We start from the raw sequence: 25083 nt of genomic DNA, 5'->3' as shown, positions 1-25083 counted from the left end.
GCGCGGTCGCCAGAGCTGGCAGTAAGGGGAGATGCATCACGCGCGGGCCTGTGTAGCGACTGGGAATCCCAGCTACCACCCCGGCAACGAAGGTGATGGACCGTCGGCCTGACGGAGTGTCGGCACCACCGCAGTGACGGGTTCCGCTGCGCTCCACCCGAACCCCTCCCTCATCCTCGAATCCGGCCGCTCGCGTTAACCAATACCCCGCCAGCATACACGCCAACTCTGCAACCGTGGTGGGCGGAATACGTCGATGCATCACCCGGCAAGCGAACACACAATGCGGTGATGCATCACAATATCTAGCTGTGTAGCGTTTGGGTCCCAGCCGCACCACCCAAACCCCCAGCGGGAGGGGAGTACTCCCCTCCCGCTGTTCCGGTTAGATCCTCGGGAAGAACACTCGGGAGGCTAGCGGGTGCCGGTAGATCTGGCCGAGGTATTCGGCCTGGAATGCGTTCCGGGCCGCGATTTCGTCGGCGCGGAGCGTTCCTACCCCCTTCTTCGTCTTCACGATGGCTCCGTCGATGATGCTGATTCCGGCTCCTCCGAGGTCGGAAAACAGGTTGGTGCGCAGGTGCAGGTAAACCTTGTCGTTCTGCTCGGCGATGGTGACGGCGTAGGCCAGATCGGCGAGCGGGTAGACGTGGGTACCACGGGACCGGTTGGAGCCCTTGCGGTCCGTCAGGATCTCCGGGCGGAGGGCCCGGAGGTAGTGGGCGAGGGTGGCGCGGGTCTCCGTGCGGAGGGGGACGCCGATTTCGTCCGCGTCGAATTCCCGGACCACGGGCCTTTCCCACAGGCCGGTGGTGCCGGTGGTGCAGGTGCGGATGATCTCGTCGTACGTCCGCCGCAGTTTGCGGTGGACGTAGACCAGATCGTCATGCAGTCCGGGGGCCGTGAGGCTTTCCCAGCCGTTCGGCAGGAGGAACTGGGCGGTCACGGTCGCCGTGGGCGTGGAGAGCGCCGGGACGGGCACGAGGACGCGGAGCGCATCCGGGTCCACGCAATCGGCGCTGAGGAGTGAGCCGAGGATGGATGCCTCTTCCACGATGCGGCGTGCTCGGGTGGTGGAGAGCTGTCCGGCCCTCACGGCCTCTTCCGCGACGGTGGCGCGCTCGCTCTTGGTGCGGCCCACGAGGTGGGCGTGGAACCGCTTTTCGCCCTGGATGGACTCGCGGTCCAGCGTCTTGGGGTCGTAGCTCCACGACACGACCGGGGTGAGGTCGTAGGCGCGGCAGTGGTCCGCGAAGCTGTCGGCCATGACGCCGAACGCCTTGCCGAACTCCGGGGAGTGGTCGTGCAGTCCCGGCCGGTGCGTGGTCCCGGCAGAGATCACCATGATTTCGTACAGGGCGTGGGGTGCGGCCTTGTTGGTGAGGGCGTACGCCTCGTCCGGCGAGATCGAGACGTGTCCGAGGACCGTGGTGCGGTCGTAGAGGTGAGTGACGGTCCGCAGGCGGCCGGTGCGGTTGACGTATCCCGGGTAGCCCTTTGCGGGCAGGGAGTCGAGGACGCGCAGGTTCATGCGGCGGTCTTCGAGGTGCTGCGGGAGCAGTGGACGGGCCACGGTGGGCCTTCCCTTCGCTTGGTTGACGTTGTGGCCGGTCGGGGTGTGCCGCCCCTTCCGACAAGAACAACATTACAGCAATTAGGACCACTCGTCTATGGAAAATGCCTGCTCAGGGGCGCTTTTACATGATCGTTTAACGGGCTGGGGGCTGGGGCCGGTGGTGTCCCGCCTCCCCCTGGCGCGGAGCGTCCGGGGGGACTACGTCCGGCGCAGCGCAGCGGAGAGGGGACGTCGCTTGCGACGGCACCGGACCGGACGGCCAACGCGAGGGCGCACAGCGCCCGGCCGAGAAGTCCGGCGGCGCGGAGCGCCGAGGGCTGGCGCGGAGCGGCTGCCCGGCCCGGACGACCGACAGGAGCGGCCCGGAGCGCAGCGGAGAGGCCCGACCGGACACGACAGCCCCAGCCCCCTCAGGGGCGTGAGCGCGCGGAGCGCGCGCCCCGGGCCGCGGAGCGGACCGGGCACGCCCCGGCTGGGGCGGGGAGCGCAGCGGACCGCCCCAGCCCCGGCGGGACACCACCGGCCCCAGCCCCCAGGAAGACACTCCACGCGCGCCCCAGCACACCCGAGCCGCTCTCCCCGCGCCGCGCCCCGGTATGCCCCGGCGCCCTTTCATCCCGTCACCGTCCGGCCACCACCACGCCCTACAGGCACGGCGCTGCGCGGGCCCCACCGTCAGGCGGGGCCAGGCCGGGCCGTCAGGCGCGGCTCAAGAGCCGCCGGGCTCTCCGCCGCCTACTGCTGCGGAGGCGCGCCCAACTCACCGCTGTCCGCGCACCGTTGACGCCCCGGCAGCCAGATTGCCTGGGAACTCCTGGTCGCGGTCGGCGGCCGGGCGGGATCGACCTCTGGAAGCATCACGGCGACGCCCCGGCCTCGCCGCGCCTGGCGCGCCCCGTGCACCCGTCGGCCGGCCGCGTCGGGCCTGCACGGCGGGGTGGCGCCGGGAGCCCGCGAGGGGCGTGCATCGAAGAATTCGGATTCGGTGAAACGAGAGGAAAAAGTCTTCGAAATCAAGGATAATTCGCTGCTGTTGCGGCATCGGATGAGCAGATAGGAATCCTTGGTGAAAAAGTTGGCTCTGTTCGGTCCCCCTGCGAGCGGGAAGTCGACGATCTCGCGAAAGCTGTCCGCTTCCCTGGGCCTCCCCCATACGGACCTTGACGAGATCCTGTTCACCGAGAACGGGACTCTCCCGCTCGATGAATTCCGTGACGAGGTCGACAGGATCACTCGCGGGGAATCGTGGGTGGTAGAGGGAAACTACTCCAAACTCGCGGATGTGGTCTGGCACCGGGCCGACGTGCTGGTCTGGCTCGACCTCCCGCTGTCTCTGGTCGTGTGCCGGATCGTGCACCGAAGCCTGCGCCAGCTCGCCGGTCTGGACTCGAGCGCGCAGGCGAAGCGGCTCACGTGGAAGCGTGCGTTCTTCGGCCGGCGCTCCCTGCTGCGCACCGCCGTCCGCAAGTACCGCAACAACCGCCCCCGGTATGCCCAGCAGGTCGCCGAGACGGCCGCTCTGGGTGTCCGTGTCGTACGGCTCCGCAGCGGGCGCGCGGCGGACGCGTGGCTTGCTCGGCAGCTCAGCGGACGGTGACCCTGGCACGGGGGGCTTGGCGGATCACCCTCGGGTGGGCTAGAATGCTGTAACGTTGAAAATGTCTATCATTGGGTGGATCACCCCCGGGAACGAGCGAAGCCGACGGAGGGTCACTCGAAGAGCGACCCGGCACACCGCCGGCTTCTACACAACATCAGACCCGGAAAGGAACCGGCCCTGCACGCCAACCATACAAGGCCGCAACCGCGGCGCAGCAGCCATCGAGGAGACGGTCCCATGATCCCCCGCAACCGGCCGGTCATCAACGAAGCCGACATCGCCCGCCGGGCCGGAGTTCCCCTGGCCACCTGGCGCCGCCGTGACGCCCCCGACTTCCGCAGCCACGTCCCCGGTCTGCTCCCCGACAGCCGCTCCCTGCTCTACGACCTCGCCCAGACCGAGGCCTATCTCGCAGGCAAGCCCGTCCCCTCGCTGCCCGCCGGCGAACACCCCGACGACCTCCTAACCGACAAGGAAGCGGCCGCGGAGCTCGGCATCAACCCCGGCACCGTCCGCGCCTACGCCGCCCAGGGCCACCTCTCCGGCGGCACCACCGTCTACGGCACTCGGCTGTGGCCCCGACGCGAGGTCAACGAACGCCGCGACAACCCACCCGGCCGGGGCAAGGGCGGCGGCCGCCGCGCCGGCGAACACCAGGGCCCCCGTAAAGCCCACCCCTACGACGGCGACCCACGCCTTCAGACAGCCACCGACGCCCTCGCCGCCGCGGCCAGCGCCCCCAAGAGCCGCATCGCCGCCGAGCTCGCCGCACAGCACGAAGGCACCCCCCGCACCTGGGAACGCCTCCTCACAACGGCCGCGGCACTCCAGGACAACATCCCCCACGCCCAGTCCAACGACGGGCACGAGACCCAGGCCTGAGGAACGCCCCCTTTCCGATGACGCGCCGCATTCCGCGAAAAGGAGAACACGGGAATGGCCGTGAAACTGCGTGACCATCAGGTCGAGGCTGTCAGTGCCATCGTGCGCGGTCTCGACATCCCATCCGGCGGCATCCCCTCCAACGGCCTTCGCGGACAAGTCCACGCGGCCTGCGGGACGGGGAAGACCATCATCGCCGCCGCGGCAGCGAAGCGGCTTGCCCCCAAGGGCCGCATCCTCGTCCTGGTGCCGACGCTCGACCTCCTCACACAGACCGTGAAGGCGTGGCGTGAGGTCGGGCACTCGGGGCCGGCGGTCGCGGTGTGCAGTCTCACCGACGATCCGGAGCTGTGGAACCTGAAGGTCCGTGCGACCACGAACCCTGTGCAGCTGGCACTGTGGCACGGTACGGGGCCCGTGATCATGTTCGGGACGTACGCCAGCTTGGGTGTCCTGGCGGAGGCGTTCGAGGGCGCCTACGGGCAGCAACTTGCCCCCGTTGACATCGCGGTGGTCGATGAGGCGCACCGGACGTCCGGGTCGATGGGTAAGGCGTGGGCGGACATCCACGACCAGACCGTCATCCCGGCGCGCCGGCGGTTGTATCTGACGGCGACGCCGCGGATCTGGCAGGAGCGGCCGGGTTGGGAGGTTGCGGAGGGGGTGCGTGAGGCGCTGCCGAGGGAGATGGCGGCGTCGATGGATGACGAGGCCGTGTTCGGGCCGGTGCTCTACAAGCTGTCGCTCGCATCGGCCGTCTCGCGTGGGTTGCTGGCGCGGTATCAGATCATCGTCCTGGAGCTGCAGGACCCGGTCGTCACCCCGGAGCGGCTGATGGGCGAGGAGCGGCATACGGAGGAGGTCCGCGGGCAGCGGATCGGTGCCCTGCAGGCCGCGCTGCTACACACGATGGCGCAGCATGGATTGCAGACGTGCATCACCTTTCACCACCGGACGATAGAGGCGCAGGCGTACGCGGAGGGCCTGGAGCGTGTTGCGGCGAAGCTGCATGCCGACCGGCCCGAGACGTATCCGGCGCGGGTGTGGGCGGACTGGCTGTGCGGCGAACACGCCCCACAGCATCGGCGCGAGGTCCTGGGCTCGTTCGGGACCACGGCGCAGCGGGCCGTGCTCTCGAACTGCCGGGTCTTGGGTGAGGGGGTGGACATCCGGGCGGTGGATTCGGTTGCCCTGCTGGATCCCAAGGGGGCGCCGCACGACATCGTCCAGGCCATCGGCCGGGCGCTGCGCCAAAAGCCGGGACAGGGGAAGCTCGCTTCTTTGATCGTGCCCGTCTTTCTCCAGCCGGGAGAAAAGCCGGAGGACATGTTCACCTCGGGATCGTATCGGCCTCTGGTGAAAGTCCTCGAAGGACTCCGGGCTCATGATGAAGAAGCTGTCGAATTGCTGGCTATTCCGCAGGAGCCGCAGAAAGACGTCGCACAGCCGTCCGAGTACATCGGGCCCCCGCCCGAGGAAGGCGAAGAAGAATCCCGTCTGCTGCTGCGTTTCGCGGCCCCCAGGGACCCGGTCATGGTCGCGGACTGGGTTTCCTTCAACGTGATCGACACCGAACGCCAAGACTGGGCCCGCGGCTGGACATCGCTCAAAAAGTTCACGCAGCGTGAGCTTCACGCCCGGGTGCCGTACGAGCACCGGGAGGGCGCGTTCCCGCTGGGGACCTGGGTGGCAGAGCAGCGACGCGCGTTCGGGGCCGGGCAGATGACCGGCAAGCGCGCCGCGCGGCTGGAACAGCTGGGCATGGTCTGGTCGGTCGCCGATGAGCGCTTCCAGGAGAACCTCGCCGCGGCCCGGGTCTACTACGAGCAGCACTGGACGCTCTGCGCACCCCGCTCCGCCACCGCGCTGGACAAGCCGGTAGGACAGTGGCTGTCCAACCTGCGACGCCCTGGCGCTCTCGACGGGCACCCGGAGTGGGAGGCCGCGCTCCTGGCGGTCGATGAGGACTGGAACCCGGCGTGGCCGGCGGACTGGCAACGCCACTACGCCGCGCTGCGCGAACTGCTGGCCGACGAAGGCGGCGAGGCCGGTCAGACGGAGGTCCTGCCAGGGTTCACGGTCCACGGCATGGACATCGGGAAGTGGCTGGTCCGGCAACGCAAGCCTGCAGTCTGGGCAGCCCTGACGGACGGGCAGCGCGAGCGCCTGGAACGGCCCGGCATCACGCCGCTGGCCCCGGAGCCGGAAGCGGCCGTGAAGGCGCCCACGGCAGCCGTGAGCGCCTTCGAGAAGGGCGTAGCAGCCCTCACGCAGTACCAGACCCGCACGGGCTCGGTGACCGTCCCCAGGAGCCACGTAGAGACCATCGTGATCGACGGCCAGGAGTACCCCGTGAAACTGGGCGTGTTCCTGTCCAACAGCAAGAGCAGGCGGGCAAAGCTCACCCCCGACAAGCTCACCGCACTCGCCCAACTCGGTCTGGAATGGGCGGCATAGAGAATCTCTATGGCGGTCGTGTGGGGCCTGGCGAGCGCCCGTGTCGCCTACGGTGCTTGATGCGGGGCTATGCCGCTGGGCCTGGGTTCACTGGATGTGAAACACAGGTGGGAGCGCTCTTTCGGCTGGTATTACCTGTGACTTGGATCCTTACCGAGCCGTCGAGGTACCGATGTCGCACGGGGTGCGAAAGGTGCGACTACTCCCACGCTCCTGGATCTCGTCCATGTACGCAAGGGCGGCATCGACCAGCGTCACCATGAGGGCGTGCTTGGACTGCCGGGTGGACCAGTGCAGGTCTTCCGGGGCGGCGGCCTGGGCGTCGGCGGACTCCTTCGGCATGTACCAGGAGCGGCGGTCCATGGCTCAACCCGCGTGGCCCGTTCGGGCCGCTGTACAGGCTCGTGAGCGGCCGTGGCGGGCGTTGGTGACGCCGTGTCGTTACCGTCGTCCGTACGGGCGTGAGGGGCCCGCACAAGGGCCGTGAAATCCGGTCCGCCCCGCGGACAGGGGCGGGAGCTGCTTGCCGAGGCCGCTCACTGCCCACCCCCGAGACTTGCGCACCGGCTACCGCCGACTCAATTGACGCTACGAACGTCGCCCTCGCAACTACCTGACCTTTCTCGGCCTCTCGGCAGCCGTCTGCTGCCGTAAAAGCCTCGCCCGTCTCAATACATAGGACACGGTCTAGGCGCTGTTTCTCGGATCATGTGCGGAGCCAGATGATGAGTGCTGCGACGGTGACGGTGCCGAGGTAGGTGTAGGCCCGTTTCTCGTAGCGTGTGGCGACCGCGCGGAAGCCCTTGAGACGGTTGATGGCTCGCTCAACGGTGTTGCGTTTCTTGTATTGTTCGCGGTCGAATCCGGTGGGCCGACCGCCTTGGGAACCGCGGTTGCGTCGGTGTCTGCGCTGGTCGAGTCGTTCGGGGATGGTGTGCGAGATGCCGCGTCGTCGCAGGTAGCGGCGGTTCTCGCGGGATGTGTAGGCCTTGTCGGCCAGGACATGGTCGGGCCGGCTGCGAGGCCGGCCGACCCCGCTGCGGGGTACCGACACCTGCTCCAGGACGGGCTGCAGTTGGGGGCCGTCACCGAAGTGTCCAGGTGTCAGGAGAACGGTGAGCGGTCGGCATCGCCCGTCCGCTGCGAGGTGGATCTTGGTGGTGAAGCCGCCCCGGGAACGTCCCAGGCACTCGCCGACCTGACCACCTCCTCCAGCCGGACGGCCAGTTTCCGAAGCACCGGATCGCCCTGATTCGTCCGCGGAAGGGCCCCCTTTGAGCAGCCGCGGTGGGCGGTGCCTTCCGCGCGCCGGCGGCGTGCTGGTGAGCTCGCACCGCCGTGGAGTCGACGGACACGTCCCAGTCGATGTGGCCCGCGGCGTCCTCTGCGGCCTGCACCTTCGACAGCAGCATGTGCCAGGTCCCGTCCGCCGACCAGCGGCGATGACGTTTGTAGACCGTCTCCCACGGTCCGAACCGCTCGGGCAGATCCCGCCACTGCACCCCCGTGCGGACCCGGTACAGCACCCCGTTGATCACCCGCCGGTGATCACTCCACCGGCCCCCACGCGCACCACCGCGAGGTAAGAACGACTCCAGCCGGTCCCACTCCGCATTCGTCAGGTCTCCGCGTCCCATGGAGCCAGCCTGCCCCCAACACCCCGTTCACGGAGGGAGATCCGAGAAACAGCGCCTAAGTCCTGACTGGCTCTCAGACTACTGACACTCCGTTTGACTTGTGGTGCTACGTCGACTAAATCGGAATGAGAGGCACATATCCCCCCATTCTTCCGAGGTGATATCTCGTGACCGCAAAACATCGAGTTTCTCCGGCCAGGAGACGGCTCATCGCTCTCAGCAGTCCGGTCTTGCTCGCCGGAGGGCTTCTCGCGGTGACGCCTGTTGCCCACGCTGCAACGCCTCCACAGACTCAGGCAGCGCAAACCGCGGCAGTTGGACTGCCACAGGACGATCCCCAGCCGCTACCGAGAGGCGACATCGTCAAGCCCCCGGTGATCGCCAAGACGCTACCGGCAGGCGACATCGTCAAGCAGGACCCGGGAGGGACGACGCAGCCCCCGCCAACACAGCCCCCACCGACACAGCCCCCGCCAGCACAGCCCCCGCCAGCACAGCCCCCACCGGTGATCGTGATAACACAGCCACCCGTGACAACGCCGAACCAGTGGGACAACAGCCCGTGGGGCAACAACCCGTGGGGCAACAACAAGTGGAACAACAACCCGTGGGGCAACAGCAAGTGGAACAACAACAGGTGGCCCAGCAAACAGAGCAACAACAAGGTCAAGGTCTGCACGACCTACTGGAAGGGCGGTGACAAGTACCAGACCTGCACGACTACCTACAAGTAGTGCGCAGTAGCGGGGCGAGGCCCCAGCCTTACCAGCCGAGTATCCGTAGGAGCGCGGCCAGGTCTGCCCAGTGCAGGTCACCGTGCGCGGTGCTCCAGGAGGTCACGGCAGGGGCCCCGATGCCGAGGAACTCGGGGACGATCCGGCCGTGTACCGCTCGCGTACAGCGATACGGCAAGGGCCGATCGCCGACACCTCTTCCAGCGTCCCGGTCAGCGCTTCCCACCACGAGGCGGGCAGGTCCGGGCCCTGGCGCCGGACAGGACGGCCGAGCAGGCTAACGACCGCGTGGGTGGTCTTCAACTGCCGTACGAGGTGGCGCAATTTGCGCGCCGGGCGTCCTCGGGACCGGCGCGTGAACGCGGCCGTGCAGGGCCTTGTCGAGACGGTGCACCCCACGGCACGCCCAGGCAGAGCCGTCAGCTCGCCGCCCTCGGGCTCAACTGCGACTGAGAGCACCGGGGTTGGTGAGCGGGGATACCGTGCGCAGCCGTCGGCGGGGGGCGAAGCAGCTGCGCACGGTCAGGAGCGCCCTGGGTTAGACAGGGCGCCCACCGAATGGTGGCACGCGGCATGAGCCGTCGATGCGCGACGCGCGGTCGGACGCCCACTGTGCACGGACCCGCTTGCCGCTTGTCCTGTCGGCCGTCACAGCCATGCTGGGGGCTCGTTGCGGGGTTGTTTGTCCTGGCGGCCGAAGAGGGCTTTGAGTAGTCCGGTGGGCGGCTGCGCAGCTTCGGTGATGCGGCAGGCCTCGCAGGTGCGTCCGTCCGGTGGCGGGGCGGAAGGGTCTTCGCCGCCAAGGTTCTTGAGCGGGCCGCCGCAGGTCCCGCAGGGCGGGGGCGGCGGGAAGGCGGGTTCGGGCTGCGCAGGGATGGGCCGCTGATGCCAGTCCCCGGCGGCAGCTGGTCCCTCCTTCCGTTCCCGGGCTGCGTTGCGTTCGTCCTCGCGCCGGCGCCAGGCTCTGCGGTCCCGGGGGTTGTCCAGGGCGTCCGTGAGGGTTTCCCAGCGGCGGTGTCCGCAGCGCCACCACACCGGTGCGAGCGGCCCGGATTCCTGGATGCGGTCCAGGGTGGTGAAGAGAACCGGGATGGCGTCGGTGAAGTCCACGAAGCCGTCCGGCTCGCCACCGAAGCCGCCGAGCTTCTGATACTTGCCCGACCAGTGTTCGCGGGTCAGATCCAGCACCCGGTTCATCCGGTTCTTCAGCGCCTGCTCCCCCAGCCGGGTACCCGGCTCGAACACCACGGCAATCGGCGGATACCCGTCCCGGCCCGTCGGCGCGTAGAGGCTCTGCCACAACGGGACGCTCAGACTCGCATGCACCGCGTGGGCTACGGGGATCGCGGGGTCTTTGACCTTCACGCGGAAGTACTGGTGGTAGCGGGCGAACTTCCCCGCCAGCACCTCGTCCGCCTCCGTGCACCGATCGACCTCCACCAGCAGTACGGGCAGGCCGGCCGCCGGGGCCCGCAGGACCGCGTCAGCGCGGACCGAAGGACGCGTACGGCTCGTACCGGGCAGGTTGTGCACCACCTCCGTCGCCCACGACCCCACCGACCCGAACCCCGCCGGAACAGCGGGCGCAGCGGTCGCGATAGGCGTCCCGGGGGCGGTGGTTGGCGTGCTGCGGGCGACGGGGCGTGTGGGGACCGGTTGGGTGCCGGTGAGCGCGATGACGGTCTCATTGACGGCCATCGCGTGCGGGGCACCCGAACGCGCCGCACCGCGTGCGTTGCCACCCATGTCCGCCGCCGGGCGTCCGAGGACCTCGGCCGCGGCGGTGAGACCGAGCAGGGTCAGGCCCCACAGCTTCTGTCCGTCACGGGCGCTGCCCTCGGAGAGGGTCAGTCCGTGCTTGGCAAGGTCGAGGCAGGCGTTGCGTACGCCCTTGCTGTCCTTGTGTCCCGGACAGGTCAGCCTGCGCATCTGGTCCGCGCTCGCTACTTTCAGCACACCGAGCGCGGCGAGCACGTGACCGCGCACCGCGCTCGTCGACCCGTACGGATACGTCAACGAACCACCCACACCCACACCCCTCCCAGCCCCTGTCTCACCGCCCCTGGCGCCGACAGGCGCCCGAAACCGCGGACCGGCCGCGCCGGGCCGCGCACCCCACGCGCACCCGCCCAACCCTCTCGACTCGACGCCGCACCACCCTGCCACCTGCCACTGACGCCACACCCCTATAAAGCAGGAGGGCATAAGGAGAGGACAGAGGGTTGTCGGGACGCATGGTCGGGCCTGGCCAAGGGGTCTGACCTGCACGAACTCCGGCGAGGCCACTCCACGTGCCGGTAGGGGAGTTGGCAGGGGGAACGGTAGGGGAGACGGTAGGGGGAATGGTCAACTCCCTACCAGGCCACACCACCCCGACCGCGACCAGGTCGGTGGTGAACACCACCGCTGCGCAGTGAGCGCCGGACGAGCCGATGATCACGGGGGCGCCCGTACTCTCCAGGACGCCACCAGGTACCAGTACAGACCTCACTCCCGTGCGCGGGCAACACCGCGACGGCAACGCGTCACCAAGGGCGGTGTGGTGTGCGCAACCGCCAGCACCACTGCACCTGACCATCGCCCCAACCACAGACCCGACCACAGCAGGTCACCGCGCTGCGCAGCCGCGCGCCGAGGCGCAGCCCTCGGGCTGATTGTGCAGGCTCTGCGCAATCAGCCCCGTGAGCGTCGGAGAGCACCGACGCGGCATCCCCCAGAGCCGCTACCCACGGTAATGATCCAAGGTGCGGGCCTGTCCACGGTGTGTGACTCTCATGTCACCCCCAGTTTCTCTTCCCACAGGAGACGTCACCATGGCCGAGAACCAGAGCGACCGCGCGGACAAGAAGAACCTTGCGGACATGACCCCCGAAGAGCGGCGCGCTGCCGCCGCGCGCAAGGGCGACACGGCCCAGGAGAAGGGCGCAGCCCAGCACTTCAGCAGTGAAGAGGCCCGCGCAGCCGGTCACAAGGGCGGTAGCGCAAGCCAGGCGAAGCGCCCCCAGCGCTGACGACCGCACAGCGTCACAAGCCCCTCCACCGCAGCCACGCGGAAAAAGGGAGCCAGGACTGCCGTCCGCACCCCTCGGGCTGTCACGTCCTCCGCCCCGGCTGCGCACCCGACCACCCCAGGTCACAGCGGTGCGCAGCCGGGGCACACCCATTGCGCAGACCCCGCGCAGTCAGCTGGGGTGGTCTGCGCCGTAGCCCAGCCATGGTCGGGGCGACGCTGGTGTGGGCTGTGGTGAGGCCACACCAAAGCCCACACCATGAACAAGCAAGGCCTGCCGCCGCGTTCGGCGCGGACCGCGGCGGCGGAACCCTGCGCAGTCCCGGAGAGTGTTGCGCGGGCCCGCTGCGCGTACCCACCGGCTGCGCAGAGTCCGCGCAACCAACCGGCCCGCGTGCCGGTGCTTTTCCGCACCAGCCCCGCCCCGCTGGCATGCCCATGGGCCGGTACGCATGTAGCCCCGGTCCGGTGTCGGTCCCGGCCGGGGCTACATGCGTGACTGTGAAGGGCGGTCGCCTACGCGGCGAAAGGCTCCATGAGGCTTCAGCCGAACGATCGTCCCCATGGGCTAGAGGTGAGGCCCGGGGACACTGTCACCTTCACAACCACGCCTGGTGTAACCCGCGTACAGCCTCGGATGTTCCCCGTTCGTCACGGCGTTCAGGGACGCTGGAGGCGGCCTGGTGCGGCTACGGGCGAGTGCTGGTGAAACGGACGGCAGAGCCCCATCGCGCCTGCTGATCAGTCATGCACCAACTGCACAGCGGGAGCCCGCCGGGCCCGTAGCGCCACGTCTGCCGCTGACATCCCGCACACAGGCCGACCTGACTGCCCGCGCAGTGCATCGTGCTGGGATCCGGCTCCGAAACCCGGGGCGCTGCCGTCGTCATCGCTGTGTCCTCATCCGGGCAGCGAACACTCACCACCTCGAACAAAGAATAGAACACTCCCCGATTGTCGGACCCTCACCATCCCGCGCCGGTATGCCACGAGCCCGGACGGGTGCCCCGTCACCAGTCTTCGGCGGATCTCCACGGCTGCGGACGGCGGCCGCTCGAATATAATCGAACACATGTCCGATCTGCCGCCTGATCCCGCCCGCCTCCGCGCGATCCTCGCCCACCTCGACAGGCAGCTCGCCGACACCGACACCCTCCGCACCTACCTCCGCCTGCAGCGCGACGAAGTACAGCGCGCCCTCCACGCGGCCGGCCGACCGCTCCGCCAGCCACAACAGCCGCAGGCCCGACGGTCACTGTCGCCGGTCCGGCCTGCCGAACCGCCTCCCAACGGCCCCACCGGGGCGGGAGACGGCTACATGCTGGAGAGCAAGCGCCACCCCAAAGACCCCCAGCCCGCTGTCCTCCACGTCGATAGCTGCACCAAGGCCAACCGGAAGGCCTCGCCGATCTCCGCAGCCCAGTTCCACGTCGCCATCCGCGACACCGAATACATCAAGACCTGCGACTTCTGCCGACCAGAAGACAAGCCGGACGACACAGCGCCTCCCCTTGTTCGGCGGCGGGAGACGGCGCAGCGTCGGGTGGAAGGGATCCGGGGTGATCTGGACGCTGCCCGAGCCGATGCCCACCCCGAACGAACCGCCAATCTGCCCCGATGACCGGTATGCCGCACGTCGGCAGGATCGCTGCGGCCGCGCTGGATGCGGGCCGCGCTGGATGCGGGCGGCTGCACGGCCGCTGCACCCGCGATTCGTGGACAGCTCGTCGCCACGGTGCGGTTCCGCCGGCTACTCCACCAACACTGGCCGGGCAAGCAAGGAGCAGCGGTGGAGTGGACGATCTGGGCCGGGTTCGCGGCCCACACTGCTGATCTCGACGGTGACCTCCCCGGTCGGCGTGTCCGGGGCGGTCTTCCTCCTCCCCGTTCAGCTCAGCGTCCTCGGCGTGCCGAGTCCTGCGGTCACGCCGGCGAGCCGGTGGGCGGGGGCGGTCGGGGGCGAGCTATTGCGCGGTGTAGCCGCCGTCGACGGGCAAGGCGATGGCGGTGACGTAGCTGGCGCCGTCGCTGCACAGCCACAGGACGGCCTGAGCGATCTCGTCGGCGGTGCCGAGCCGGTCGATGGCCTGTCCTCCTTCGGCCTGGTCGCGGTCGAGTTCGCCGCCTTCGACCATGGCGTCGACCATCGGAGTGCTGATCGTGCCGGGACACACCGCGTTGATCCGCACACCGCGCGAGCCGTATTCGAGGGCGACGCTCTTGGTCAGGCCGATGACGCCGTGCTTGGAGGCGTGGTAGGCGGCGCGGCCGGGGTTGCCGACGAGGCCGCCGAGGGAGGAGCAGTTGACGATCGCGCCGCTGCCCTGGGTGCGCATGTGGCGCAGTTCGTGCTTGGTGCTCGCCCAGATGCCGCGCAGGTTGATGTCTTGGACGCGGTCGAACTGGTCGGCGCTCTCGTCGGCGGCGTCGGTGGGCGGGGGCATGATCCCGGCGTTGTTGTAGGCCATGTCGAGCCGTCCGAAGGCTTCGACGGTGCGGTCGATGGCGGCGGCGACCTGGGCCTCGTCGGTAACGTCGCAGACCAGCGCGAGGACCTGATGCCCGTCGTCGGCGAGCTGCTTGGTGGCGGCGTTGACGGCGTCCTCGTTGATGTCGGCGAGGCCGACGGCCGCGCCTGCTTCGGCGAAGGCGCGGGCGGTGGCCAGGCCCATGCCGGAGGAGGCGCCGGTGACGAAGGCGACCTTACCGGTGAAGTCGTAGGTGGGGTTCATGGCGGTGGCTCCCAACAAGGTTGTACGAGCGTGGAGTTCAGCGTGCGGTCGTGGCGGTGGCGTCGGCCGTCTCCGGTTCGGCGGCCGTGTCGGTGGTGTGGTGGGCGACGACCCGGGAGGGGCCGATGGTGCCGCGCAGCGCGAGGGCGATCAGGGGCAGCAGGGTGAGCGCGGCGAAGACCGCGCCGACCAAGGCCGGACCGGTCAGGCCGAGGGAGGAGTCCAGGGCCCGGCCCGCGACGAGGGATCCGGCGGCGATGCCGGTGTTGTAGCCGGAGGTGGTCAGCGCCGAGGTGAGGGTGGGGGCGTCGCCTGCGAAGCGGACGGCGAGGGAGGTGACGACCGGGTTGACGGTGAACCCGGCCAGGGCCATGCCGAAGACCAGGATCACGGCGGCCACCGGGCTGTTCGAGGCGGGGATCAGGGCCAGCAGGATGAGGGAGGTGGCTGCCGATGCGGTGATCGTGGTGACCATCGGGCGGTGGTCACCGAGACGGCCGCCGATCGCGGTGCCGCCCAGCGCCCCGATGCCGAAAGCGATCAGCACCAGCGGGACGGCGCCGGCCGGGATGCCCGCACGGTCGGTCAGCAGCGGCGTGATGTAGGTGTACGTCGCCAGGACCCCGCCCATGATCAGCACGGCCGCGCCGAGGGCCAGCCACAGCCGCCCCTGCTTCAGGGCGCGGACCTCGGCGCGCACGGAGACTTCGGCCTGCTGCTCGGTACGGGGGATGAACTGGCCGACGAACGCGGCGGCCAGGGCGGCGAGGACGGCGAGTGCCCAGAAGGGGCCGCGCCAGCCGGTGTAGTGGCCGACGAACGAGCCGATCGGCACGCCGATGACGTTGGCCAGGGTGAGGCCGCCCATCATGGCGCCGACCGCCCGGGTGGACTGGGCCGGGCCTGCCGCGGTGGTGGCGATGACGAAGCCGACGGCCCAGAACGCTCCGGTGGCCAGGGCGGTCACGACCCGGGCGGTGAGCACGACGGTGAAGGAGGTGCTGAGTGCGGCGACGGCGTGGCCGAGGGCGAAGACGGTCAGGGCGCCGATGAGGGTGTGGCGCTGGGGCAGGCGCAGTGTGGCCATGGCCATGGTGGGCCCGCCGACGATCATCCCGATGGCGAACGCGGTGATCAGGAGGCCAGCGTGGGACACGCTGACGTTCAGGTCGGCGGCCATTTCGGGCAGCAGTCCGGCGATGACGAACTCGGTGGTGCCCATCAGGAACGTGCCGGCGGCGAGCACCCAGACGACGAAGGGCAGCTTGCCGGGGGCGGACCCGGTGGCGGAGGGCATGCGAAAACTTCTTCCCGTACGAGGAGGGGCGGTGCTGGGGGAGGTCAGGAGGCGGCCTCGATGGTGATCCGGTCGGCCCCGGCGAGTTGGTCGGCGTCGGCGTCGAGGTGGCCGAGGACCAGGAGGTCGGAGGAGGCGGAGGGGCCGTCCTTGTAGAAGATGGCGAGGTTGCCCCAGGGGGCGTAGTAGGTGAGGTCCCCGGTCCTTGGCGCCTGCGGTTCGGGCGCGTTCTCGGTGGTCAGCTTCCTGGGCGGGTCGGCAATCCGCTCGGTCCCGTGGAAGTCCTCCAGGTCCAGGGTGAGCGGGAGCAGGGAGGCCAGGTCGCGGGCGGCAGGGCTGTCGTTCAGGGTCGCCTCCACCTCTTGGCCGTCGATGGTGACGCGCATCGGAGTGCTCCTGTCTGATCCGGTCGGACTCGCGGACGCCGAGGCCGGTGTGGAGGCCGGGGCCGAGGCTGAGGTGGTGGGGGCCTGCTCGGTGGACGAGTTGTCGGAGCAGGCGGTTGCCGCCAGCAGCACGCCGACGGTGGCAGTGGTGGTCAGGCCCCGGCGGAGGGTGAGGGTGGTCATGGGGTGCCGTCCTGCGGGTCGGGCATGGGCTCGGCGTAGTGGCGGAAGCCGTCACGGTCGGTGTGCAGGCCGTACAGCAGCTCGGCCAGCGTCTCGGGGCTGGAGGTCGCGGAGTCGGGGCTGATCGCCCCGGGCACGATGAGCTGCGCGACGTGGATGTTCTCCGGCGCTAGCGCGGTGTGGAGCATCTGCGCGTATGCGCTCTCGCCGGCGAACGCGATGGAGGTGCCGGTCACGGTGTCCTTCGGGCGCACCGCGCTGCCGCCGTTGACGAACAGCAGCGTGCCCGTCCCCAGCTCCCGCATGCCGGGCAGGACCGCGTTCACGCAGGTGAGCGGACCTTTGACGGAGAAGGCCAGCGGGTCGTCCAGGTCGGCGGCGGTGGTTTCCAGGACCGGTTTCATGAAGTCGGCCCGCGGTACGGGGCTGTACTGCAGGATCTCGACTGGTCCCATCGTGTCTGTGGCCTCTTGCAGGGCTGTGGTGAGGGAGTCGGGGTCGAGGACGTCGGCGGTGAAGCCGCGCGCGTGGATGTCCTCCTGCGCCAGCTCGTACACCAGGTTGTCCTGGTGCTGGATGCTGCGCGAGAGGAGGGCAACGTGGTGGCCCGCTTTGCCGAAGCGGCGGGCGGCAGCCAAGCCCAGGCCGGGGCCAGCGCCGACGAGAGCGAAGGTGGTCACGGTGGTTCTCCTTTATGAATTGGGCGAGGCGGTCCCCATCGGGCCCGCCTCAGGTAGCGGGACGGTTCCCGGGTGAGGGACGGTGTTGGCCGGGTTCAGCCGGTGGCCGGAGTGGTGGCGTACTCCTCGTCGGTGACGGGGTTCAGCGAGTGCACGACGTCGTGGTCGTCGTCGCCCTCGTTGATGGCCAGGTGGACCATCAGCCGGTTCGGCGCGGCACCGTGCCAGTGCTCCTCGTCGGCTTCGAACAGGACGCGGTCGCCGGGCCGGATGACTTCCACCGGTCGCCGCGGCGCTGACACAGGTCGGGTCCCGGGGTGGAGCTACAGCGCGAAGCTGCGCGGCTTGGTGCAGCGGTAGGGGCTGTCCCAGCGGCCGGCGGTCGCGGCCGTCCAGTCGGGCTCCCAGCCAGGGCGGTAGCCGCAGGCACCCCAGCCGTCCGGATGCCCGTGAGGGATCTCCAGCCCGGCGGCCCGTGCGGCCCGCGCCGCCTCGTAGGCCTCATGGGCGAGCCGCACGGCGGTGACTGGGCTGTCGGCGCGACCCGTGAAGACGTGCAGGCCTTCGCCCGGCTGGTCTGGGCGGTGTATGGGGACCTCGACCTCGAAGTAGGGCAGCGGCATGACGTCGACGTAGACGTCGCCGGTGAACCAGTCGGCCGGACCCTTGGCGGTGTCGTTCGAGCTGCGGGTGATCTGCACGGAGACTCCTCGTATGAGTATGTGGCGGGGCGGCGTCAGGGGGTCAGGAGCGTCTTAATGGCGCGCCGCTCGTCCATCGCCTTGTAGCCCTCGGCGACCTGGTCCAGGGGGAGGGTGAGGTCGAAGACCTTGCCCGGGTCAATCGCACCCGTGAGCACGCGGTCGATGAGGTCGGGCAGGTAGCGGCGTACGGGGGCGGGTCCGCCGCGCAGGCCGACGTGGGAGAAGAACAGCTCTTGACCCCCGACGGTGACCTCGTGAGGGACGCCGACGAAGCCGACGTTGCCACCGGGACGGGCGGAGTGCAGGGCCTGGCTCATGGACTCCTGGGTGCCGACGCACTCCAGGACGCTGTCGGCGCCGCTCCCACCGGTCAGCTCCTTGATCTTCTCCACGCCGTCATCGCCGCGCTCGGTGACGATGTCGGTGGCGCCGAACTCGCGGGCGAGCTTCTGCCGGCTCTCGTGCCGGGACATAGCGATGATCCGCTCAGCACCCATCTCCTTGGCCGCAATCACGGCGGACAGCCCGACCGCGCCGTCACCGACGACCACGGCGGTCGAGCCGGGCTTGACCTCGGCGGCGTCCGCGGCCCACCAGCCGGTGCCCATCACGTCGGAGACGGCCAGCAGCCCGGGCCAGAACTTTTCGTCCGGCGCCTCGTCGGTGGCGACCAGGGTGCCCTGTGCGTTGGGGATGCGGACATACTCGGCCTGACAGGTCGACATGAACTCGCGGTGCAGGCAGTTCGACTGGAAGCCGTTGCGGCAGTTCGCGCACGTGTTGTCCGAGGTCGCGAAGGAGCCGACGACGAACTGGCCCGGCCGGACCGAGGTGACCTCGGAGCCGATCTCCTCGACGAAGCCGACGTACTCGTGGCCCATCGGGTGCGGGTCGCCGATCGGCTCGGCGCCGCGGTAGGGCCACAGGTCGGAGCCGCACACGCAGGTGACGGCCGTGCGGATGATCGCGTCGGTGGGCTTGAGGATTTTCGGGTCCTCGAGGGTCTCGAAGCGGATGTCGCCGGAGGCGTGGATCACTGCGCCGCGCATGAGAGGGGTTCCTTTGCGTTTCTGGGTAAGGAGGTGCGGGCGGCGGGCCGCCCGGCCGGGTGCGGAGCCCCCGGGGCTCCGCCTGGTGGGCGGGACGGGAAGCACCACGCGTTCCAGGTAACGCCCTCTTCAGGCGCGGAACGAGTTGCTGACGAAGGGTGTACTGGCAGTGCATCCCTTCGGCCCTGCGCGGGACGTACCGTCGAAGGCATGGACAACCGTGAGGAGGTCCGCGAGTTCCTCACCTCGCGGCGCGCCAAGATCACCCCCGACCAGGCCGGGCTGCCCTCCGGATCCCGCCGCCGGGTGCCGGGGCTGCGTCGCAGCGAGGTCGCCGCCCTTGCGGACATGAGCGTGGAGTACTACTCGAAACTGGAGCGTGGCGACCTCGCCGGAGTCTCCCCGGGCGTCCTCGAAGCCCTCGCCCGCGCGCTGTTGCTCGATGACGCCGAGCGCGCCCACCTGGTGAACCTCGCCCAGGCCGCCGACGGATCCGACGCCCTCACCCGGCCCCGTCGGCGTACCGCCCGGCGGTGGACACCGCACCGCAGTTTGCAGTGGACGCTGGACGCGGTCACCGCCGGACCGGCGTTCGTCCGCAACGGCCGGATGGACGTCCTCGCCGCCAACCCAATGTTCCGCGCCTTCTACACCGATCTCTACGCGACACCGGGTAACCAGCAGAACCTGGCCCGCTTCACCTTCCTGGACCCCGCCGCCCGCCGTTTCTACCCGGACTGGGACTCTTTCGCCGACATCACCGTCGCCATCGTGCGGACGGAGGCCGGCCGCAACCCCCACGACAAGGACCTCCACGACCTGGTCGGGGAGCTGTCCACCCGCAGCGACGAGTTCCGTACCCGGTGGGGCGCGCACAACGTGCGCCACCACAGCACTGGCACCAAGCACTTCCACCACCACGCCGTCGGCGACCTCTCCCTGGCTTTCGAGGGCCTGGACATGGCCGCCCCCGGCCTGACCCTCACCGTCTACACCGCCGAGCCCGGCTCCTCCTCCGAGGAGGGGCTGCGCCTGCTCGCCACCTGGGCCGCCACCCAGGACACCGAGCGGTCAGCCACCGGGTGACCTGCGGCTGACCAAGAGGGGCGCCGAACCCCAATGGGTTCGGCGCCCCTTCTCCGTACAGACTTCGTAGGGGGCGACCCGCAGCTTGTTGCGCTGTTGTCGCCGCCTTCGACTCCCGTCCCGCCGTCCGCGGAGGTCGGCCCGGTCGGGCCGGCCGGGCCGGCCGGAGTCAGAGGTGCTTGTGAAGAAGTGCCAGCTCCCGGGCCGCGGACACACGGGACGAGGCGTCGAGGGTGGTGTCGTCGGTGAAGGTGATCAGTGCGGCAGGTGACCGGCTGGCTCACCCGGCACCCCACGGCCCTGACCGAGGAAGACCGGGCCGGCCTGAAGGAGGTCCTCGCCCGCTGCCCCGAGCTGGACAAGGCCGCCGGACACGTCCGCGACTTCGGCGAGATACTTACCGACCGCCTTGGCAGCACGCTCCCTGCCTGGATCGACACCGTCGATGCCAGCCAGCTACCCGGCCTCACAGGCTTCGCACTCCATCTGCTCCGAGACCTCGACGCCGTGACAGCCGGACTCACTCTGGACTGGAGCTCTGGCAGCATCGAGGGCGCCGTCAACCGCATCAAGAAGATCAAGCGGCAGCTCTACGGTCGCGCCGGCTTCGAACTACTCCGCAAGATGATCCTGCTCCAGTAGCACTCCAAGCCCTCCGAACCCTTCGCCAAGACCGAGAACGGACAACACCCAGAGGGCTGGGGCGTGTCGGCACCGACGGACATAATGCCGCTGTGGACCTGAGACCGGAGTTGTTGCCCCCGCCCGTGAGCCAGCAGCAACTGAACGAGCTGTGCGCTGAGGTCGAGCGGATCGCTGAGTTGCTGGTCGCCCGCCCGGAAGTGGCGGTCGAGGCGATCGAGGCGTTCAACGCGATGACCGGGCACGACTACGTGGCTCTCGACTTCGCTGAGTACGACGGAAGCAGGAGCCTGGAGCAGTTCGCGAGGGAGGCGGCCCGGCTGGCTCGCCCCGTGGTTGCCGACATCACCCGGGACGAGCTCGTTGAGATCGTTCGCAGACTCCTGACTGCCTCTGCGGAGAGCGACTACTATCTGCGGCTCCTGGAGGCGAACGTGTCGCATCCCCGGGTGAGTGACCTGGTCTTCCATCCCTCGGACATCACTCAGGGCCCGTCTGCGGAGCAGATTGTCGATGAGGCTCTGAAGTACCGGCCGATCGCGCTCTGAGTAAATCGAACGCCAACCTCACCCTCCGCGACCGCTCCCCAAGATCTGTGCCAGAACCCGAAACTCGCGAAGAGAGCCAGTCATTGGCCTCGGCTTTGCAGTCTTGTTGTCACCCTCCCGTGCCGCCGTGGGCTATCCAAAAAGCGGGAAACGATCCGCGTCGGTGCCGAGTCCGTGTCTCTCGGCGGCGGTCAGCGGCAGGCGGCCGGTGGCGGCCCGCGCGTAGTGCTCGTCGCTCCAATCCACGGGCACCGGATGGCCGAGCAGTCCGTCAAGGGTGGCCCGTACACACGCCATCCCGGCACCCTCCGGCGGCCGTACAGCTGCCGGAAGGTGTGCCACGAGGTCAAGATGATGAACTGTGGCCTCAACAGCGAGGGTCGCCATCAGGTCGCCAGCGATGAGCACATGCCCCTGCGTGCTGACGAACTGCTGGGGATCGCTGCGCTCAGCCGCTGTGACAGTGGCCGCCGCAGTCTCCAGGTACAGCCCTCGCAACTGCTCGAACTCCAGGAACATACTGGCGCCCACCCGGGTATAGCGTCGCCCGTTCGCCGCACCCACCGTGCCCGGCCGCCAGCTCGCCCAGTAGGTGGCGGCATCGCGGTCCGCAGGCCCGGCAGCCGGCGTGTGCAGAGCCACCAACCCCCGCTGTGCGTCGGCCAGGCAGTGGAAGACGAGATCCCGCACGGCCCACCCCGTGCACCCACTCGGCAACCAGGACTCCTCATCGCTGAGCGAGGTCACCACGCCCGCAAAAGCCCCGTACGCAGCCGTCAGAACACCGACCGACTCCATGCGCCGCCCTCCCTCTCCACTGGCCCCGCTTCCGGGCACCTGGCCGAGCCGCGAGGTCGTCTGGGCCACCGCAGCAGCTCACCAGCCGATCGCAGTCAGCTCTGCCTTGCCCGGCCCTCATGCCAGCCGATCCGATCATGCAGTCGGGCGCCACGTGGGCTGCCCCGGGCCGAGGACGCTGGCCAAACGAGTCTCCCGGGGGTTGGTGACAATAGGCTCGCATTTGTGACGCCTATCGTGCCTCGGCTCACGTGACCATCATCGTGGGCCCCCCTACCTCTCTCTTCAGTAGTCGAGATCCAGGTAATCGATGTCGTTGATTTCGACGTCGGAAAGCCCCATCGCGCGGACTCCACCGTCCTGGAAATAGATTTCCTTGAATCCCTCGGCGATGATTCCGCGCATCTCCTGGTCGCTGGCCCCCGTGTCGCGGGCGTCGAACAGGCGCTGCGCGTACTCCGGGGGGAGGTGCACAGTGAGTCGCCGGAACCGTCCGTCGTCGGTGCTGCCGACCGCAGCGGTGTAGCCGAACCGGGCGCGGGTCTCGACCGTGATGCCGCCCGTGGCGGCGGCCTGGCGGTGCCGGCGCTTGCGCACCAGCGGCTGCCAGCGGGCCCGCACCGCGTCATCGATCTTCGCGGCGACGTCGGCGGGAGGGTGTTTGCGGGCGCCGCGGCGGTAGCGGTTGACGGAGTCGGCGGTGACGCCGATCTCTTGCGCAACGGCCTTGGCGCTGCCGAGCTGCTTGATCAGGTAGCCGATCCGGCGCTTGAGGGTCTTCGGCGGCTCCTTGGTGAAGCTCTCCCGGTCGGCCCGCTCGATGGCGTCCTCGATCTCCCCCACCGTGCTACTCCCCTTCGTCCAGGACGGCGTCGCCGCCCTTGATGTGACGGGCCGGGTTGAAGCCCTGCTCCATCAAATCGACCGCCCACAGCATCGACTGCACGCCCTCCAGCTTCGCCAGCCCCGGCGTCGGCCCGAGACGGAAACCGCCCGGCTGCGGCTTCCCAGACGCCGCGTAGGGCAGGAAGTCCAGCGGACTCTCCCCCGGCGAGGGGTAGACGACGCAGTCGGACAGCACGGCCAGCGGGAACAGGCCCGTCATCCGGGACATGTTCAGCAACTTGCGGTGCATATTCACCCGCGCCTTGGAAATGACCGCAGCCCGGATGTCGGGGCGCCAGGTCGGGCGCTGCATGGCCGGCCACGGCTCGCCCTCGGTGTAGGACTTGCCCTGCGGGCGCTCGCGGAGCTTGCCGACACCACCCTTCACCGTCGCCTTGATCGCGGCCAGGACCGCCGTCATGGCGGGGTCGGTCTGCTTGTGCTGCTCCATCGCCGTCAGGAACTGGCGGTCGTCCAGGTCCCGGGTGACACCGAGATCGGCGAGGGTGTCGACGTACGCCGCCTTGAGGCGGTCGTGCCACGGATCCAGATACGCACCCGTCTCCCGCCGCAGATACGCCTCCAACGGCTTGACGTTGTAGCCGAGTTCCTGCGCGTAAGCGACGGTATGCGTCTGGTACCAGGCCGGCCCGGTCGGGCGGCTGCCGTCCGGGGTGAACGGCGACGGCAGACGGGGGTCCACCTCCACATGGGACAGGTCCACCAGCCACGAGCCAGGGATCTTCGGGCTGAACGTCGGGGCGTGGAAGTGGTCGGGCGCGGACAGGCCGACCGTGAGCCGGGCCGCTGCCGCGAGGAAGGCGGTGTTCAGGTCGAGGCCGACCGCGAAGGGCAGCAGGCACTCCTCATCGCTGAGCAAGTCCACCGGTCGCACCCACTGGTACGCCTCCTCGTTGAGGAAACCGCCACTCCAGCCGGAGTTCACCACGACGGGGTGCTCCGCGGTGGCCTCCGGCGGTGCCGGGTCGACCGGCTCCGTCCCCAGCGAGCCCGCGTTGTGGCCGGACACCCAGTTCCCGGTCTCCGCATCCTGCACCGCCTTCGTCGGCGGGCGCAGCGCGGTCATCAGTTCCAGGCCGGAGACTGCCGTGGAGCCGCGCGGGATGATGACCCGGGTCGCGTAGACGCCGAGGACGCGGGCGATGTCGGCCGGCTCCATCTCGGAGACGCCGGGCCAGGACCGCTCATCGAGCGCGTCCCAGGACAGGATCGCCAGCTGCACGCACTGCCGCTCACGGCCCTGCGCCTTGCGGTAGATCCGCGCCCACGGACCGAAACCACGCTGCGTCAGCTGCCACCGGGCCTTGAGTACCTGCTTGACGACCGGGTGGTCCTCCGGCAGGCGCAGGGATCGGCGCTGCTCGTGGCCCTCCAGACGCTCCGGCAGCCCGAGCCTCACGGCGGCCGCGGCAGTGAGGACGATGAGCGGGTCGGAGTCCTTGCCGTACCGGCTCAGCTTCGCCGCACCCAGGCCGGATTCCCTGAGCGTCCACTCCACCAACTCCGGCACCGTGGACGCCGGGCAGTCCAGCACGATGCCGTCGACGCCGTACGCGGAACCGTCCCCGTCCAGGACGGCCAGCGGGCCGTGCGGGAACCGCGGATCAGCCGGAGACGTTGTCGCCTTCTTCGCGGCCGGGCGCCGCGACGTCGCCGGGCGGGCGGGACGCACCTCCGCGACCGGCGCGGCGGGCGCCTCGACCGACACGACGGGCTCCGCGTCGGGCGCGGACGGGCCGGCGGGTGTCTTCGCTACCTCCGGCTGCGGCACCGCGGTCGGCACCGGGGCCGGGGCGGAGAGGGTTTCGGGATCCTGGGGTGGTGTGTGGTGCGCAGCCGTCCCCGGCGGTGTGGCTGCAGGGGGTCGCAAAGTCGGCGCCGGGCCGGCGTCTTCGCGGCCCGGGGCCGGTGCGGGGTAGCGGTGGGCGAGGCCTTCGAGGAGCCGGCGGTAGGCCTCCAGCCGCTCCCCCCTGGGCTCGGCACGCCCGGCCTCCCACGCCGTGATGCTCGGCACCCGTACACCCAAGGCCTGGGCGACGGCAGCCTGCGTGAGGCCGGCCGCCTCACGCAGCCGCACCCGCTCGGCCGGGGCTGGCAGCACGGTGCCCTCGTCGACGGCGGCGAGCAGGGAGTCGATCGCGTTGAACAACTGCGGTGGCTGGTCCGTCATCTGCGG

22 protein-coding genes and 2 pseudogenes are annotated in these 25083 nt (G+C 69.6%); 10 read left to right on the top strand and 14 right to left on the bottom strand.

Annotated elements, in window-relative coordinates:
* Window positions 1-385 precede the first annotated feature (385 nt).
* Entirely contained in the window at window positions 386-1573 is a 1188-nt protein-coding gene (locus OG199_RS45595) for a hypothetical protein (protein ID WP_331727656.1), read from the bottom strand.
* A 1069-nt stretch (window positions 1574-2642) separates the two neighbouring features.
* On the opposite strand from OG199_RS45595, the gene OG199_RS45590 reads away from it, so the two are divergent.
* The 3 genes from OG199_RS45590 (at window position 2643) to OG199_RS45580 (ending at window position 6515) form a co-directional block, all read left to right on the top strand.
* Complete coding sequence (locus OG199_RS45590) at window positions 2643-3173, top strand: adenylate kinase (RefSeq protein ID WP_331728558.1); 531 nt, start codon at window positions 2643-2645, stop codon at window positions 3171-3173.
* A gap of 240 nt (window positions 3174-3413) precedes the next feature.
* Window positions 3414-4058 (top strand): helix-turn-helix domain-containing protein, encoded by a 645-nt coding sequence (locus OG199_RS45585; protein WP_331727657.1) that lies wholly within the window; start codon window positions 3414-3416, stop codon window positions 4056-4058.
* 54 nt (window positions 4059-4112) lie between these two features.
* The gene (locus tag OG199_RS45580) at window positions 4113-6515 is read left to right on the top strand and encodes a Helicase associated domain protein (RefSeq protein WP_331728555.1); all 2403 of its coding nucleotides are present in this window, start codon (window positions 4113-4115) and stop codon (window positions 6513-6515) included.
* 150 nt (window positions 6516-6665) lie between these two features.
* On the opposite strand, the gene OG199_RS45575 is transcribed toward OG199_RS45580, so the two are convergent.
* Complete coding sequence (locus OG199_RS45575) at window positions 6666-6878, bottom strand: hypothetical protein (protein WP_331728552.1); 213 nt, start codon at window positions 6876-6878, stop codon at window positions 6666-6668.
* 199 nt (window positions 6879-7077) lie between these two features.
* Here OG199_RS45575 and OG199_RS45570 point away from each other — a divergent pair.
* Window positions 7078-7194, top strand: a pseudogene (locus OG199_RS45570) (IS5/IS1182 family transposase); the annotation flags it as partial.
* Between the two features lie 27 nt (window positions 7195-7221).
* On the opposite strand, the gene OG199_RS45565 reads toward OG199_RS45570, so the two are convergent.
* A protein-coding gene (locus tag OG199_RS45565) for an IS5 family transposase (RefSeq protein WP_405835036.1) occupies window positions 7222-8152 on the bottom strand; the annotation gives its coding sequence in 2 pieces (ribosomal slippage) (window positions 7222-7789 and window positions 7788-8152; 933 coding nt in all).
* A gap of 530 nt (window positions 8153-8682) precedes the next feature.
* Here OG199_RS45565 and OG199_RS45560 point away from each other — a divergent pair.
* A complete protein-coding gene (locus tag OG199_RS45560; RefSeq protein ID WP_331728549.1) occupies window positions 8683-8886 on the top strand; it encodes a hypothetical protein in 204 nt (67 codons plus the stop codon).
* Window positions 8887-9534: 648 nt separating this feature from the next.
* Here the strand turns inward: OG199_RS45560 and OG199_RS45555 are convergent.
* The gene (locus tag OG199_RS45555) at window positions 9535-10914 is read right to left on the bottom strand and encodes a replication-relaxation family protein (RefSeq protein ID WP_405835034.1); all 1380 of its coding nucleotides are present in this window, start codon (window positions 10912-10914) and stop codon (window positions 9535-9537) included.
* A gap of 785 nt (window positions 10915-11699) precedes the next feature.
* Here OG199_RS45555 and OG199_RS45550 point away from each other — a divergent pair.
* Together OG199_RS45550 and OG199_RS45545 are read left to right on the top strand one after the other, a co-directional pair.
* Window positions 11700-11897 (top strand): hypothetical protein, encoded by a 198-nt coding sequence (locus OG199_RS45550; RefSeq protein WP_329293335.1) that lies wholly within the window; start codon window positions 11700-11702, stop codon window positions 11895-11897.
* A gap of 1071 nt (window positions 11898-12968) precedes the next feature.
* Window positions 12969-13517: a DUF6233 domain-containing protein gene (locus OG199_RS45545; protein WP_331728538.1), complete on the top strand. Its 549-nt coding sequence runs from the start codon at window positions 12969-12971 to the stop codon at window positions 13515-13517.
* Window positions 13518-13860: 343 nt separating this feature from the next.
* Here the strand turns inward: OG199_RS45545 and OG199_RS45540 are convergent, their stop codons facing one another.
* The 7 genes and pseudogenes from OG199_RS45540 to OG199_RS45510 all read right to left on the bottom strand — a co-directional run bounded on the left by OG199_RS45540 (window position 13861) and on the right by OG199_RS45510 (window position 18927).
* Entirely contained in the window at window positions 13861-14628 is a 768-nt protein-coding gene (locus OG199_RS45540; protein WP_168532012.1) for an SDR family NAD(P)-dependent oxidoreductase, read from the bottom strand.
* 37 nt (window positions 14629-14665) lie between these two features.
* Window positions 14666-15925, bottom strand: coding sequence for an MFS transporter (locus tag OG199_RS45535; protein WP_331728533.1), 1260 nt, complete (start codon window positions 15923-15925; stop codon window positions 14666-14668).
* Window positions 15926-15969: 44 nt separating this feature from the next.
* Window positions 15970-16494 (bottom strand): cyclophilin-like fold protein, encoded by a 525-nt coding sequence (locus tag OG199_RS45530; RefSeq protein ID WP_331728530.1) that lies wholly within the window; start codon window positions 16492-16494, stop codon window positions 15970-15972.
* Window positions 16491-17174 (bottom strand): SDR family NAD(P)-dependent oxidoreductase, encoded by a 684-nt coding sequence (locus tag OG199_RS45525; protein ID WP_329293297.1) that lies wholly within the window; start codon window positions 17172-17174, stop codon window positions 16491-16493. The genes OG199_RS45530 and OG199_RS45525 overlap by 4 nt, the downstream gene beginning before the upstream one ends.
* A 95-nt stretch (window positions 17175-17269) precedes the next feature.
* Window positions 17270-17493 (bottom strand): annotated as a pseudogene (locus OG199_RS45520) (cupin domain-containing protein); the annotation flags it as partial.
* 4 nt (window positions 17494-17497) lie between these two features.
* Window positions 17498-17875 carry a hypothetical protein gene (locus tag OG199_RS45515; protein WP_329293295.1) on the bottom strand — a complete coding sequence of 126 codons (378 nt, stop codon included), beginning with the start codon at window positions 17873-17875 and terminating at the stop codon, window positions 17498-17500.
* A gap of 35 nt (window positions 17876-17910) precedes the next feature.
* Window positions 17911-18927 (bottom strand): zinc-dependent alcohol dehydrogenase family protein, encoded by a 1017-nt coding sequence (locus OG199_RS45510; protein ID WP_331728524.1) that lies wholly within the window; start codon window positions 18925-18927, stop codon window positions 17911-17913.
* Window positions 18928-19137: 210 nt separating this feature from the next.
* On the opposite strand from OG199_RS45510, the gene OG199_RS45505 reads away from it, so the two are divergent.
* The 3 genes from OG199_RS45505 to OG199_RS45495 all read left to right on the top strand — a co-directional run bounded on the left by OG199_RS45505 (window position 19138) and on the right by OG199_RS45495 (window position 21203).
* On the top strand, window positions 19138-20013 hold the full coding sequence (locus tag OG199_RS45505) for a helix-turn-helix transcriptional regulator (RefSeq protein ID WP_331728521.1): 876 nt from the start codon (window positions 19138-19140) through the stop codon (window positions 20011-20013).
* Window positions 20014-20271: 258 nt separating this feature from the next.
* Complete coding sequence (locus tag OG199_RS45500) at window positions 20272-20655, top strand: transposase (RefSeq protein WP_405835029.1); 384 nt, start codon at window positions 20272-20274, stop codon at window positions 20653-20655.
* Between the two features lie 92 nt (window positions 20656-20747).
* Window positions 20748-21203, top strand: a complete 456-nt coding sequence (locus tag OG199_RS45495) for a hypothetical protein (RefSeq protein WP_168532007.1) — start codon at window positions 20748-20750, stop codon at window positions 21201-21203.
* A 132-nt stretch (window positions 21204-21335) separates the two neighbouring features.
* Here the strand turns inward: OG199_RS45495 and OG199_RS45490 are convergent, their stop codons facing one another.
* The 3 genes from OG199_RS45490 to tap form a co-directional block, all read right to left on the bottom strand.
* Window positions 21336-22001, bottom strand: coding sequence for a maleylpyruvate isomerase N-terminal domain-containing protein (locus OG199_RS45490; protein ID WP_331728514.1), 666 nt, complete (start codon window positions 21999-22001; stop codon window positions 21336-21338).
* Window positions 22002-22286: 285 nt separating this feature from the next.
* Window positions 22287-22844, bottom strand: a complete 558-nt coding sequence (tpg, locus tag OG199_RS45485) for a telomere-protecting terminal protein Tpg (RefSeq protein WP_329293285.1) — start codon at window positions 22842-22844, stop codon at window positions 22287-22289.
* 4 nt (window positions 22845-22848) lie between these two features.
* Window positions 22849-25077, bottom strand: a complete 2229-nt coding sequence (tap, locus tag OG199_RS45480) for a telomere-associated protein Tap (protein ID WP_331728509.1) — start codon at window positions 25075-25077, stop codon at window positions 22849-22851.
* Between the last annotated feature and the right edge of the window lie 6 nt (window positions 25078-25083).

The sequence above is a fragment of the Streptomyces sp. NBC_01176 genome, from assembly GCF_045039825.1.
In the GTDB taxonomy this organism is placed as follows: Bacteria; Actinomycetota; Actinomycetes; order Streptomycetales; family Streptomycetaceae; genus Streptomyces.
The sequence above is the reverse complement of the archived record's forward strand: the minus strand, read 5'-3'. Positions and strand labels throughout refer to the sequence as shown.

What these genes read in the sequence shown, in the direction of transcription:
- OG199_RS45585 (WP_331727657.1), top strand. Translation starts at nt 3,414, where the DNA reads ATGATCCCCCGCAACCGGCCGGTCATCAACGAAGCCGACATCGCCCGC.
- OG199_RS45580 (WP_331728555.1), top strand. Translation starts at nt 4,113, where the DNA reads ATGGCCGTGAAACTGCGTGACCATCAGGTCGAGGCTGTCAGTGCCATC.
- OG199_RS45575 (WP_331728552.1), bottom strand. Translation starts at nt 6,878, where the DNA reads ATGGACCGCCGCTCCTGGTACATGCCGAAGGAGTCCGCCGACGCCCAG.
- OG199_RS45550 (WP_329293335.1), top strand. Translation starts at nt 11,700, where the DNA reads ATGGCCGAGAACCAGAGCGACCGCGCGGACAAGAAGAACCTTGCGGAC.
- OG199_RS45545 (WP_331728538.1), top strand. Translation starts at nt 12,969, where the DNA reads ATGTCCGATCTGCCGCCTGATCCCGCCCGCCTCCGCGCGATCCTCGCC.
- OG199_RS45540 (WP_168532012.1), bottom strand. Translation starts at nt 14,628, where the DNA reads ATGAACCCCACCTACGACTTCACCGGTAAGGTCGCCTTCGTCACCGGC.
- OG199_RS45535 (WP_331728533.1), bottom strand. Translation starts at nt 15,925, where the DNA reads ATGCCCTCCGCCACCGGGTCCGCCCCCGGCAAGCTGCCCTTCGTCGTC.
- OG199_RS45530 (WP_331728530.1), bottom strand. Translation starts at nt 16,494, where the DNA reads ATGACCACCCTCACCCTCCGCCGGGGCCTGACCACCACTGCCACCGTC.
- OG199_RS45510 (WP_331728524.1), bottom strand. Translation starts at nt 18,927, where the DNA reads ATGCGCGGCGCAGTGATCCACGCCTCCGGCGACATCCGCTTCGAGACC.
- OG199_RS45505 (WP_331728521.1), top strand. Translation starts at nt 19,138, where the DNA reads ATGGACAACCGTGAGGAGGTCCGCGAGTTCCTCACCTCGCGGCGCGCC.
- OG199_RS45490 (WP_331728514.1), bottom strand. Translation starts at nt 22,001, where the DNA reads ATGGAGTCGGTCGGTGTTCTGACGGCTGCGTACGGGGCTTTTGCGGGC.
- tap (WP_331728509.1), bottom strand. Translation starts at nt 25,077, where the DNA reads ATGACGGACCAGCCACCGCAGTTGTTCAACGCGATCGACTCCCTGCTC.